The sequence below is a fragment of the Paenibacillus sp. FSL M7-0656 genome (assembly GCF_038003225.1).
In the GTDB taxonomy this organism is placed as follows: Bacteria; Bacillota; Bacilli; order Paenibacillales; family Paenibacillaceae; genus Paenibacillus; species Paenibacillus amylolyticus.
Genome location: NZ_JBBOOT010000001.1, coordinates 3,818,911 through 3,831,589, shown reverse-complemented (window position 1 = coordinate 3,831,589; position 12,679 = coordinate 3,818,911). Strand labels below are relative to the sequence as shown.

At 48.3% G+C, this 12,679-nt stretch carries 8 protein-coding genes; 6 read left to right on the top strand and 2 right to left on the bottom strand.

The annotated features are described in order from the left end of the window. The first annotated feature begins 13 nt into the window (after window positions 1–13). Genes MHI01_RS16870 through nagZ form a run of 4 tightly spaced genes read left to right on the top strand, consistent with a single transcriptional unit; the run spans window position 14 to window position 4,834 of the window. Window positions 14–1,123: an ABC transporter ATP-binding protein gene (locus MHI01_RS16870; RefSeq protein ID WP_340901652.1), complete on the top strand. Its 1,110-nt coding sequence runs from the start codon at window positions 14–16 to the stop codon at window positions 1,121–1,123. Between the two features lie 6 nt (window positions 1,124–1,129). Next, complete coding sequence (locus tag MHI01_RS16865; RefSeq protein ID WP_340983683.1) at window positions 1,130–1,882, top strand: hypothetical protein; 753 nt, start codon at window positions 1,130–1,132, stop codon at window positions 1,880–1,882. Further along, window positions 1,882–3,078 carry a DUF1343 domain-containing protein gene (locus MHI01_RS16860; protein ID WP_340983682.1) on the top strand — a complete coding sequence of 399 codons (1,197 nt, stop codon included), beginning with the start codon at window positions 1,882–1,884 and terminating at the stop codon, window positions 3,076–3,078. The genes MHI01_RS16865 and MHI01_RS16860 overlap by 1 nt, the downstream gene beginning before the upstream one ends. A 31-nt stretch (window positions 3,079–3,109) precedes the next feature. Next, window positions 3,110–4,834, top strand: coding sequence for a beta-N-acetylhexosaminidase (nagZ, locus tag MHI01_RS16855; RefSeq protein WP_340983681.1), 1,725 nt, complete (start codon window positions 3,110–3,112; stop codon window positions 4,832–4,834). A 161-nt stretch (window positions 4,835–4,995) separates the two neighbouring features. Here the strand turns inward: nagZ and MHI01_RS16850 are convergent, their stop codons facing one another. Further along, window positions 4,996–6,396 (bottom strand): serine hydrolase, encoded by a 1,401-nt coding sequence (locus tag MHI01_RS16850; RefSeq protein WP_047840432.1) that lies wholly within the window; start codon window positions 6,394–6,396, stop codon window positions 4,996–4,998. Between the two features lie 266 nt (window positions 6,397–6,662). Between MHI01_RS16850 and MHI01_RS16845 the strand changes: the two genes are divergently transcribed. Together MHI01_RS16845 and MHI01_RS16840 are read left to right on the top strand one after the other, a co-directional pair. Beyond that, window positions 6,663–8,636, top strand: a complete 1,974-nt coding sequence (locus MHI01_RS16845) for a methyl-accepting chemotaxis protein (RefSeq protein ID WP_315372643.1) — start codon at window positions 6,663–6,665, stop codon at window positions 8,634–8,636. Between the two features lie 273 nt (window positions 8,637–8,909). Then, window positions 8,910–10,106 carry a DUF2087 domain-containing protein gene (locus MHI01_RS16840; protein ID WP_340983680.1) on the top strand — a complete coding sequence of 399 codons (1,197 nt, stop codon included), beginning with the start codon at window positions 8,910–8,912 and terminating at the stop codon, window positions 10,104–10,106. Between the two features lie 296 nt (window positions 10,107–10,402). Here MHI01_RS16840 and MHI01_RS16835 read toward each other — a convergent pair whose 3' ends face one another. After that, on the bottom strand, window positions 10,403–12,403 hold the full coding sequence (locus MHI01_RS16835; RefSeq protein ID WP_076329889.1) for a methyl-accepting chemotaxis protein: 2,001 nt from the start codon (window positions 12,401–12,403) through the stop codon (window positions 10,403–10,405). Window positions 12,404–12,679 lie beyond the last annotated feature (276 nt).

Below are 12,679 nucleotides of genomic sequence, written 5' to 3'. Positions count from 1 at the left end.
GGGGGATCTACCTATGGCACGCGTGGAGTTTCGCCAAGTGCGCAAAGAATTCAAAGACGATCATAAAGGAACGTTCACGGCTGTGGCCGGCTCGGACTTTGTTATAGAAGATAAGGAATTCGTAGTGTTTGTGGGTCCTTCGGGCTGTGGCAAGACAACGTCACTGCGGATGATTGCCGGACTTGAAAAGCAAACAAGCGGTGATATTGTGATCGGTGACCGGCTTGTTAACGATCTGCATCCGAAGGATCGGGATATCGCGATGGTGTTTCAGGATTATGCACTCTATCCGCATATGACCATCCGTGAGAATCTTTCCTTTGGACTGAAAAACCTGAAAAAGCCAAAGTCCTACATTGATGAACAGGTGCAGAATGCGGCCTCCATTCTGGGACTGGAAGCGATGCTGGAGCGCAAACCACGCGAGCTGTCTGGTGGTCAGCGCCAGCGTGTTGCGGTGGGACGGGCGATCGTCCGTGATCCGCAGGTGTTTTTATTCGATGAACCACTGTCCAATCTGGATGCCAAGTTGCGGGTACAGATGCGGGTGGAGTTGGGTGAGCTGCATAAACGTCTCGGTGCCACGATTGTGTACGTGACGCATGATCAGGTAGAAGCCATGACACTTGGGGAACGCATCGTGGTCATGAATCATGGAGACATTCAGCAGGTGGCTTCACCAAAAGAACTGTATGCGAGTCCGCGGAATATGTTTGTTGCCGGATTTATCGGTTCTCCGGCGATGAACTTCATTGATGCCCGGATTGAAGGCACGCAGGTTGTCGTGGACGGTGCATCATTCACCTTGCCAGAAGATGTACTCGCTCGTCTTCAGAGTCATCAAGGCAAGCCGGTGATTATGGGTCTGCGTCCAGAGCATATTTTTGGTGATGATGTCGCTCCGAATATCCCAACAGACCATATGCTGCAGGCACGAGTTCAGGTTGTAGAACATCTGGGCTCCGAGAATTTGGTGTATTTCCATTCCGGTACCCGTACTGTTACGGCCAAGGTCCACCCGGAAACACATGCTTATGTAGGTATGGACAAAAATTTTGTGCTGGACCTACGTAAGGCGCACTTTTTTGATCCAGAGACGGAGCTTGCGATTGGACGGGAGTAAGAGACGATGCCTGGTGAAGAAGGAACGGTGAGAAAGGGGAGAATAAAAATGCGTAAACTGAGTGAAGTATTGATCAAGTCGGGTGCGGAAATCTATCGGGATATTATTTCGGTGGCCTTGTACAGTGTCGTTAGTTCCATCGTATTGGTTCCCATTCTGATGTTTGCTCCGTTGCCGATCGCTATACTGCTTCTGGCTTTGATGTATATGCCCATCCTGTTCGGTGTTTGTTATGCCGTACATCACAGATTGGAACGTAAGGAACGGCGTAATGGACTTAAGGATATCTGGGTCGGAACATTGAAGGGAATAATCCCGGGAGGATCGGTGGGTGTGCTTTTCGCGGTGCTTGGCTTCATTCTATGGTCAACTTGGTGGTATTACGGTGGACAGGGTGGAATTACAGGTACAGCAGTGGGTGTATTCCAGACGTTCTTTGTTCTCATGGCGCTGATGTCACAGTTCTATACCTGGCAGCTTGTTTTACAAAAAAACATGGGCATCGTTCAGGCGATGGGGGAAAGTGTAAAGCTGTTCTTCCGTCATCCGGGGTACACGATGGGCGCTTGTTTTCAGGCCATGTGCCTGACGGCTCTGCTGATGCTGACTGTCGTTGGTTTCGGAGCGTTGTTTGGAGGAATGTTTGCCATCTATCAGCATAAGGTTGCTCTTAATGTGCTGGAGCCTGAAGAAGAGCCTGTCGTAACAGGCGGTAATGATCACCAGCATACAGGCTGGGTCAGCCAGGGGAATGTGTGATGGGTCAGTTGAATGGGACCGAGCAGATCCCGGCTGTAAAAACGGGAGTTGATCTTCTGTCCAGAGGGTTATCGCATCCATGGATAACAGGTAACCGAATCGGTCTAATTACAAACCCGACTGGTATTACAGCGGATTTTGTATCGACAATAGATGTGTGCGCCGGACTGGCTAATACCGAGCTTACAGCGCTCTATGCCTGTGAGCACGGACTGTATGGAGAGCTTCAGGCGGGTGTCAGATTCGGAGACATGCTTCATCCACGTCTGGACATTCCGGTGTTCAGCCTGTATGGAGATTACAAGAAACCTACGCCTGCAATGCTGGCTGGAGTGGATACGGTGCTGTTCGACATTCAGGATGTGGGCATCCGTTATTACACGTATGCCTCAACCTTGTTCCATATGATGGATGCCTGTGCTGGAGCAGGCAAACGTATGCTGATTCTGGACCGTCCCAATCCGCTGGGTGGAAACGTTGTGGAAGGCGGTGTGCTGAACGCGGGGTATGAATCACTCGTTGGCGCTTGGCGTGTACCTGTACGTACCGGATTGACGATAGGTGAACTCGCCCTGATGGTCAACAGCGAGATGGATGTACCTTGCGAATTGGACGTGGTTGCCATGGAAGGATGGCAGCGCTCCATGGAGTTTGCGGATTGTGGGCTTCCCTGGATGTTACCCTCTCCCAATATGCCCACGCTGGACAGTGTGCGGGTATATGCGGGTACGTGCCTGTTCGAAGGCACTAATGTATCGGAGGGCAGGGGCACGACCCGCCCATTCGAGTGGATTGGGGCACCCTGGGTTGATGGTGAACGTTTGGCGGAACGATTTCGGGAATACAAGCTGGAAGGTGTACATGTGCATCCAGTGTACATGTCCCCAACATTCTCCAAACACAAAGGTGAGCTGTGTGGTGGCGTAAGGATTTTTGTAACGGACAGCAGGAAATTTCGGGCGGTAGAGACAGGGTTAGTGCTTTTGCATGAACTAGTGTCGCTCTATCCGGAGCAATTCTGCTGGCTGGAGCCACCAGAGCCGGGTTCAAGGTACTTTATCGACCTGCTGGCAGGGGGGAAGGAAGTCAGGGAAACGATTCATGACCGCGCGGAATTCATTCGTTTAATGGACGCGTGGAATGTACAGGCAGCGGAATGGAAGGAGCGGCGAAAGCCGTTTTTGTTATATCAATGAACGGATGTTTGTTAGCGGAGGGAGGCATGAAATGAGTGGGCCAAAAGAGTTATACCAGTCGAAGCTGAAACAGATGACCTTGCGTGAGAAAATCGGGCAAATGCTGCTTTGTGGCTTTCATGGCACCGAAGCTGCTGGCGATGTGGAACCCTTTCTACGAAAGTATCCAATCGGTGGCGTAATCTACTTTGCTCGCAACGTTGAGTCGCCAGAGCAGGTAGAGCGGTTATCGTCAGGGTTACAACAGATTGCCAAAAGCAGCGGTAATGTGCCGCTCTGGATATCCATTGATCAGGAGGGCGGCATGGTTGCACGAATTACCGAAGGAATCGCCTTGATGCCTGGACCAATGGCCATTGCCGCTGCCGGTTCCATTGACGATGCATATCAGGCTGCATATATCAGTGGGTTGGAGCTGAAGTCCATGGGCATTAACATGAACTTTGCTCCGGTATTGGATGTAAACAATAACGCGGCCAATCCGGTCATCGGTGTACGATCATTCGGCGAATCTCCACAATCCGTTGCAGAATATGGAGCCAGAACCATTGCGGGAATACAGGACGCTGGAATTGCAGCGACAGCCAAGCACTTCCCGGGGCATGGGGATACGGATACCGATTCCCATCTGGACCTCCCAATCATCACTCATGATCGGGAACGGGTAGAGTGCCTGGAGTTGATTCCATTCCGAGCCGCTATCGCCGAAGGTGTCGATGCCATGATGTCGGCGCATATTTATTTCCCTGCACTGGAGCCAGAGCGTCTGCCCGTAACGCTATCGCAAACCGTATTAAGCGGTCTGCTTCGCCAGGAACTGGGTTATCAGGGCATGATCGTGACAGATTGCATGGAGATGGATGCCATTGCCGTGAACTATGGCACTGTCGATGCAGCCGTAATGGCGGTAGAGGCCGGGGCAGATCTGGTGTTAATTAGCCATACGGCTAAGCTTCAGGCAGAGGCATTTGATGCTTTGTTAGCAGCTGTGAGGAGCGGGCGGATTAGCGAGAGACGTATTGATGAGTCGGTGAATCGCTTGCTGATGTACAAGGCGAAACGTGGTTTGTTAGAGAGTGAAACGGGTGGTGCAGGTGATGAGGAAGTGTATGGCGTAGTATCGAATGCATCATTGCCAAAGGCATCAAACGCTCCTGCTCTATCCAGTTGGTCGGAGCGCAACAATTCTTTACACCAAGAGGTTGCTCGCCGTATTAGCGAGAACAGTATCACACTGGTGCGCGATCAGCTGAATATGTTGCCCTTGAAGCCGGAACGCACGCTGGTCATAACGGTTGCCACGTCCGTGACGACAATTGCCGACGAACAGTTGACTCAGACGTTCACCTTGGGCTCAGCCTTATCCATGTATGGTCTGGATGTTGTCGATCTGACGGTCACGCCCGAGGAAGTTGCCATTCGTTCCGCCCGTCTGCTTCAGGCAGCGGAAGCAGATGACATTCGGCAGATTGTGGTGGGAACCTACAATGCGGGAAGTCCCTCCGGCGATCCACAGTGCAGGCTGATTGGTTGGATACAGCAATTGGGTAAACCACTGGCTGTTGTGGCATTGCGAAGCCCCTATGATCTGCTGGCGCTTTCGGATGCCCAGGTCTATGTAGCGGCTTACGAGAGCCGGCCACTTGCCATGGATAGCGTCGCTCAGGCGCTGATGGGGCGCATTCCTTTTGCGGGGAAACTTCCTGTAACATTAAAGCAAACAGATGATGAAGAGCGGATGTCTCCTAGGCATTAATAAGAATATGAGTAAAACTACCTTTTGCAGGATGGAGAAGAGATGGATTGTGGGTTGAGCGAAACGGAAGTGTGAGTCGTTAAAATGAGAACATATACAACACAAAGAGACGATCCTTTAAAGGACCGTCTCTTTGCTCATTATAAGCTATTAATTATAGATTATTGCAATTGCAGGGCTTTGGCTGTCTGTGCCTCAACTTCATCCAAAAGTGAAGTCATGTCCATACCTGCGTGGTTGCCAAGCAGGATAATCGTGATATCATCGGACAGATTACGTGAAAAGGCTGTGGCAAACCCGCCACCACTACCGTTGTGGAAGACGGTACGGTTTGCGCCATTCTCTTTGAGAATCCAGGCGTAGCCATAGTTTTTATCAGAATAAGGCTCATACATCTGTTCAATCGTATCCTGGCTTAGAATCTTGTCCGTATACAGCGCACGATCCCATTTCAGCATATCGTCCACCGTGGAATAGATGGTTCCTGATCCGGATTGAGACACATAGTAAGGCGCAGTTACCCATGCGTTATCTTCTTGAACAAAACCACTAATCGTGTGCACTTTACGGGAGGCCTCTCCCGAATTTTTCATACCAAGTGGTTTCAGTATCGTTTGTTGCACGTAGTCGGCATAACTCATGCCAGAGACCTGTTCAACGACGTATGCAAGTAAAACATACCCGCTGTTGCTGTACAGATAGGCACTTCCTGGTTCAAACTTCAGCGTTTTGTGGCGAATCTCCTCTACAGTCTCTTCCATAGAAGTTCCTTCACCCCGACCAAATGCAGATGGCAGACCTGAAGTCTGGGATAACAGCATATGCAGCGTGATCTGATCTCCCTTTGGTATACCGGAGATATACTTGGAGATTGGATCTTGCACATTAATCTTACCATCCTCAACCAGACTCAGAATGGACGCGGCCGTGAAGGATTTGCTCAGCGATGCGATTCGAGTCTTCTGATCCGGGCGGTTCAGCGTCTGTTCATCGGCAAGTCCGTAGCCTTGCTTTAGAAGTACTTCACCATCGCGGGCGATCAGAGCCATACCTGGATAGTTGATCTCGCGCAGATACGTATCAACGCTGGCAACCTCGCTGTTCAGCAGGCTGACTTGATCAGTGACCATACTTACACTCATCTGCCCCGTGGCTGTACGTTGGACCTTGATGTCTGCTTTGATTGCATTAGCCATGGCCCGGACAGGTACCATCAACGTACCGTTAACGGTACGTGAATTCACACCTGTAGCTAGATCGACCTTGTTTACTTTAATGGAATTGCTGCCAGCCTGATGGATCAGCTTGTCTCTGCCAACGGTAATGGTAGCCGTCTTGGTGCGATTATCCCATTTCAACGTGCCTTTAACCGATGTGACCACATCCCGCAGTGGAACAAACGTTGAACCTTTGATGATAAGTGGTGCGTTCTTCCAGGATTGTTGCTCACCATTCACTTCAATGTGAACTGCTTGCGTCGCCTGCGCTACGGATGCCGTAATACCAGCTTGTCCCAGAATCGGGCCTGCACACAGGATGAGCGCTAACAGAATGCGGAACATGGATGAATATACAGTGGAAACATGTTGCCTTTCATTTGCCTTGCGTAAGATTTGAATCCTCTCCTTCCAATCGTTTCATGAATAACCAGCTTATGAGCATTGTAAACGATCTCGCTAAGGGGGTCAAAACGAATAGAAGGATTAGGTGAATCCATCTAAACTGATCGAAAAGATTAAATTTATTCTAATTTAGTATCTATACATAATATTTTTACAGCGATTGTCCGATAAAAGGATGGGTGAAGATTATGATGGGGGATAGTTATATGAAGAAAAGGATTCGAAATTGGTTTACTTTAACCGTAAAAAAACGCCTGATCGCTGCATTGCTCCTGTTCCTGATTGTACCGAGCATTACTGTTGGTTGGTTGTCTTATCAAAAAGCTGCTGACCAGGTTAAAATGGAAATTATTCGTTCCGCACAAGCCAAAACAGAAATGCTTAGTCTGCAGATAAATCAAATGCTGGATATGGAGAAGGATAACGCAGCGCAGATGGCTGCGGGTATTACTTCAAACGATATTATTAATAAATCCCCTGCACTGCAAAGGCAGATGGATCGGATGTCTCAGAATCATAAGGAACTGGGTGTACTCACCGCAGGTGCGGAAGATGGCAGCTGGATGAAATCTCCTGATCCCGGGGAACAGATCTATGATCCACGTGAACGTTCATGGTATACGATGGGCATGTCCCAGGACGAACCTGTAATCTCGGATACGTTCCAGTCAGTCACGACAGGTGAATGGGTTGTAACGGCAGCTGCCAAGCTGGCTGATGGCAAAGGCGTATTCGGGGCCAATGTTAGTCTCAATCATCTGAAAGAATCCGTTGATCAGATACGTATTGGTAAAGAAGGCAAACTGTACATGCTGGATAACGGGGGTAAATTCCTGTTCCACTACAATATTGAATCCGGTACACAGTCGGATGAAAGCTACATTAATGAGATGTATACGAAGGAAAGTGGAACGGTGAAGTATACATATGATGGTCACGAAGTGGAAGCTGTGTATTTCACCAATCCGGTGACAGGTTGGAAAATTGTTGGCGAGATGGTTCCTTCCGAAGCAAGTGAAGCGGTAATGCCTATTTTGATCCGTGCAATTACAATTGTGGCATCTGCATTGGTTATCGGGTTGATTCTGCTTATATTCATTATCCGCAGCATTCACCGGCCATTGCTACAATTAACGCAGGCAGCATCCAAAGTAAGCGCCGGGGACCTCACCGTAAGGGTAGGTTTACAGCGCCGGGATGAGTTCGGACAGCTCGGGGAAAGCTTCGACACGATGACGACTTCACTACGTAGTGTGCTTGGAGAGGTGCATGATACGTCCAGCCAGTTGGCAGCATCTTCTGAAGAACTGATGGCGAGTTCCGAGCAGACATCCAAAGCCACAGAACAGGTGGCTGAACTGATGCAGGATGCAGCTGCGGGAACGACTTTGCAGAACAATAGTCTTGCTGCTACAGGTCAACTCGTGGGCGAAATGTCCATTGGAGTCAAAGAGATCTCATCAAGTGCTGAAGATACCGCTCGTATCGCTCTGGATGCATCCACTAAGTCGGAAGCAGGTATGGTTACAGTAGAAGAAGCGGTTACCCATATTCAGCAGGTGAATGATGAGAGCAAAGCCATGTCTGTGGTCATTGAGGATCTGCGCGCGAAAAATGAAGAGATTCTTGTGATTGTGGCCGAGATTACGGCCATTGCCAAGCAGACGAACATTCTTGCATTGAATGCATCCATTGAAGCTTCAAGAGCTGGCGAGCAAGGGCGCGGATTCGCGGTTGTAGCCAACGAAGTGAAGACACTGGCTCACAGTTCAGGCGCTTCAGCCGAGCGGATTAATGAGCTTATGCATGAGATGCAGGAGAAAACCAATGCGGTGCAATCCACTTTTGCCCGTACGGGAGAAGGTATGGTGAAGAGTTCGCAGATGGTTACAGAAGCAGGCGAAGCATTCAATAACATTCGTACTGCGGTACAGTTGGTGGCTGCACAAGCTGGAGAAGTATCCACGGCTTCCCGTCAAATTGATGGGGGCATGAGTCATATCAACAAGGCAGTAAGTGATACAATGGTTCTGTCGGACAGAATTGCCTCTGGAACGGAAGATGGATCAGCGGCGGCTCAAGAGCAGTTGGCTACAATGGAAGAGGTTGCAGCTTCTTCGGCAGCATTGTCACGTATGGCTGAAGATCTGCAAAGCATGATTGAACGGTTTAAGTTGTAACAGAGATTGAAATGATAATGATTGAGGATAAATGCTTATGGAAGGTGCTGAAATGCCCTTTCTGCGATGAGACTGCAGGGTTGCGACCCTGCGGTCTTTTTTCTGTTGAACAAGGGGCATCCGTTATGTCTTTAAACACAGCATTCTTTTCCGTTATATTGACATATAACAAACAAAAATATATTATATCTATAAATAAACAAACATAATTATAAAATATTTGATTGATATACGATTGTAATGACTATAACAATGATAAAAAGGAGCTTTTACATGAAATCATCGGAATCCTGGTTGCAAACAGCTTCATTGGAAGAGATCAAGCGTGGTTACATGGAGGAGGGTCCCGCCTATATATGTGTCTGCTGCGGATACAGGACGGAATCGGGGATTATCTATCCTGAAGATGGAGTGCTCTATGAGGCAGCCCGTTATATGCGAGTGCACATTGAGAAGGTTCATGGATCGGTATTTGAATATTTGCTGGAGCTGGATAAAAGCGTAACCGGATTGTCTGATGTCCAGCGGGGCTTGTTGTCACAATTCTATGAAGGCAAGAAGGATGCTGAAGTACAGAAGACCCTTGGTATCGGGAGTGCTTCCACGATCCGGAATCATCGGTTTGTATTGAAGGAGAAGGAACGGCAGGCCAAAATATTCCTGGCATTAATGGAACTTCTCAAAAGTAAGGATACACAGGCTCCAGCCGAATGGGTATCGCCGGTGACAAGACATGAACATACGATCCATCCGAACTCATTTGATATCACAGAACAGGATCGGGAAAAGGTGCTAAACAAGTATTTTCCAGAGGGTACTGGCGGTCGGCTGACGACGTTTCATATGCAGCAAAAGCATAAATATATTGTGCTCACCGAAATTGCCAAACGATTCGAGACAGAGCGCAAATATTCCGAGAAACAGGTCAATGAGCTACTGAAGGAAGTTCATGATGATTACGTGGAAATACGGAGGTATCTCGTAGACTATGGTTTGCTGGAACGTGAGCCAGACGGCAGTCAGTATTGGCTGGGAAGCCACGCAGATCAACAGAGCGCCGAAGTTGGAAAACCGGAGCGCAAAGCAAAGGGGGAGCAGGAGAAGATGGATCGTCGCAAAGAATTACAGGAACAGGCCAAAGAAGTCAAAACGGAAGCGGGCGTCTACCAGATTCGGAATGAACGTAACGGCAAAGTTTATATCGACAGCACACTTAACCTGAAAACCATTAACGGACAACGGTTTATGTTACAGATGGGTAGCCATCTGAATCGAAGATTGCAGGCTGAATGGAATGAATATGGAGAGAATGCGTTTGTGATCGAGGTGCTGGAGACATTGAAACAAGACGATAACCCGTATTACGATTCCAAAGATGCACTCGCCAAATGTCTGAATCGCTGGTTTGAACAGTTAGAGCCCTACGGAGATCAAGGTTACCACGGAGATAAAAAGCAATCTGCTGAATAGGAGAGGCATTTCCTTTCTGAAATGCCCGTTCCTTATAACTCAAATTAACCCAAAAGCCCCTTTGCCAATATGATGGCAAAGGGGCTTTTGGTGTGTAGAGACTACTTGTTATATAAGTTGAACCAGTCTTTTACACGATAACGGAGAGGATAGAAAAAACCTGAAAAAGCGAAGCGTGCGCCTTTATCCCCGGATTTTCCCCTATGGAAAAGGGAATCGAAAAATCTGGGGATAACAGCGATTGGAAGGTTGTTCTGTCATCGTAGTGTCAGTGTAACTAATCTTTAGTTCAACGACTACAGCTTGAATTGTTCCACCAGCTTCTGCAGCTTGTGAGCCAGATGGGCAAGGGAATCAGCAGAGGATGATATCTCCTGCATGGAAGCCACTTGCTCCTCCGTAGCAGCAGAGATGTTCTCCGTTCCATCGGCATTGGTTTCCGATATGGCGTGGATCTGATCAATGGATTGCACCACTTCGGCTGTACTTGCAGACATCTGTTGTGAGGCGGCTGCAATGTTCTCGAGCTGATGATTGACGACCCCAACAGCCTCACTAATCTGGGCAAAAGCTTCATCTGCAAACTGAACGGCACGAATGCCGTTGCTTACATCCTGTTGCCCGATCTGTACATTGTGATTGGCCATTGAAATCTCCTGTTGAATCGCTCCGACCATCTCTACAATCTTCTGGCCGGACAGGCTCGATTGTTCCGCCAGCTTGCGGACTTCGCTGGCAACAACGGAGAAACCACGTCCATGCTCACCTGCACGTGCTGCTTCAATAGAAGCATTGAGAGCAAGCAAATTGGTCTGTGCAGCGATATCTGTAATGACAGATACCATCTCACCAATGGATGTGGAATGCTGTTCAAGTCGTCCAGCAGTATCTGCCATACCTTGCACAAAGCGACTCACGGAACTCATCTCGGATACGGCCGTCTGCATGGTAGCATTCCCTTTATCCGCGAGCTCACTTGCTTGCATGGCAGCTTCGGATACTTGCTGTGTGCTGTTCGTTACCTGTCCCACACCTCCAGCAAGTTCATTCATCTGCAGTGCCGTATGTTTCAGGTTGCTTGTTTGTTTCTCAAGTCCAGCTGCGGATTCTTCCGTGATTAGGGCGACTTGCTCTGTTGCTTTGGTTGTCTCCGATGAGTTGACTGCCAATTGTGTGGATGAGGCGGTTAACTCGTCAGCTGTATGTCGCACGTCCTGAATAACGGTTCGCAAGGATTCGCTCATCTTATTGAAGCTGGTGCTCAGCTTGCCGAATTCATCCTGTCCCAATACAGCAACCTCGATGGTCAGATTACCATTACTAATTTCGTCAGATGCCTTCACCAAGCGGTTCAGAGGTTTGGTGATTGATTGCACAATCCAGAAAATAATGATGGAGCTTACCGCAATTGCAATCGCGACAACAATAAGTGTGGTATATAGGATCGGACGGACAGAAGCCGTCACTTCCCCACTGTCAATGACACCAACCACGGTCCAGCCCGTCGTTTCATTGGTGGAGAAAAAGGCGTGTTCCTGGTTTCCATTTAGTGTATAGGTCAGACTTCCGTTTTTCTGTGCAAAAATATCTTTATAGGGTGCCATGGTTCCTTCGGTCCCCGGTTTTTCGGTAGGATGTACAATGATTTTATTGGCATTATCAATGATATAGATATAACCCTTCTCGCCAATCTTGGTGGAGTTAACCGTCTTCGAGAGGGCTTCAAGCGACAGGCTGACAGAGACGACACCGTGGCCATCCGCTGAGGTCTGAGCTACCGAAGCAACAACATTGCCGGTATTGCTTGATAAGTAGGGGGTGATTACGGTAGGGACATCTTTGTTCTGCGTAGCAGCCTGATACCACGGGCGTTCGCGCGGGTCATATCCTTCTTTGTTCACCGCAGTTACAGGGGAGTTAATATACACGCCCTGATCGGTACCGATGGAGGCAAGTTCCACGTCATCATGCGTTTCCTTATACGCGTCGAGCAAGGTACGGATGGTATCGGTTTCGTCACCCTGATTGGGTCCGACATTGCCTGCATCCAGCTGACTTGCCAGGAAATCAACATTTTTGCGTGTTGCACCAATGATCTGGTCAATAGTTTGGTTGAGCACAGTAACACTGCTGATCGCGTTCTCATACATTTTCTCTTCAACCTTGGCATCAGCTGTTTGGAACGAGATAATGCCCAGACTAATGGTTGGAATGAGCAATACAATGGCAAATGACAAAATCAGTTTCTCTCTCATCTGCATTGTTCTTTTGACCCCTTGTTTACGAATTTTTTTCATACACATTCCCCCTCTGTGTAACCCATCCCCATGTCTAGTGGACAAGCCCATCTGGTAAAAGATATTTCATTCCATCCTTTCCAGAAGTTTCTGGTGCTATCGTATGACAAATTTCGCGTTTATTCAACATAATTTATGAGTTTCGCGAAAATATTTTTCGATTTTGTAGGTATTTAGGAGTACATCTGTTCTATAAAAAGTAATCTGTCTCTCCCTTAGTGCACATCTTGTGGTATATTTCTGAATTAATGTGAAGTGAATTCTGCAAAATGTGAA

Coding starts and splice junctions, on each gene's coding strand:
- MHI01_RS16870 (WP_340901652.1), top strand. CDS start 14: ATGGCACGCGTGGAGTTTCGCCAAGTGCGCAAAGAATTCAAAGACGAT.
- MHI01_RS16865 (WP_340983683.1), top strand. CDS start 1,130: ATGCCTGGTGAAGAAGGAACGGTGAGAAAGGGGAGAATAAAAATGCGT.
- MHI01_RS16860 (WP_340983682.1), top strand. CDS start 1,882: ATGGGTCAGTTGAATGGGACCGAGCAGATCCCGGCTGTAAAAACGGGA.
- nagZ (WP_340983681.1), top strand. CDS start 3,110: ATGAGTGGGCCAAAAGAGTTATACCAGTCGAAGCTGAAACAGATGACC.
- MHI01_RS16850 (WP_047840432.1), bottom strand. CDS start 6,396: ATGTTCCGCATTCTGTTAGCGCTCATCCTGTGTGCAGGCCCGATTCTG.
- MHI01_RS16845 (WP_315372643.1), top strand. CDS start 6,663: ATGAAGAAAAGGATTCGAAATTGGTTTACTTTAACCGTAAAAAAACGC.
- MHI01_RS16840 (WP_340983680.1), top strand. CDS start 8,910: ATGAAATCATCGGAATCCTGGTTGCAAACAGCTTCATTGGAAGAGATC.
- MHI01_RS16835 (WP_076329889.1), bottom strand. CDS start 12,403: ATGAAAAAAATTCGTAAACAAGGGGTCAAAAGAACAATGCAGATGAGA.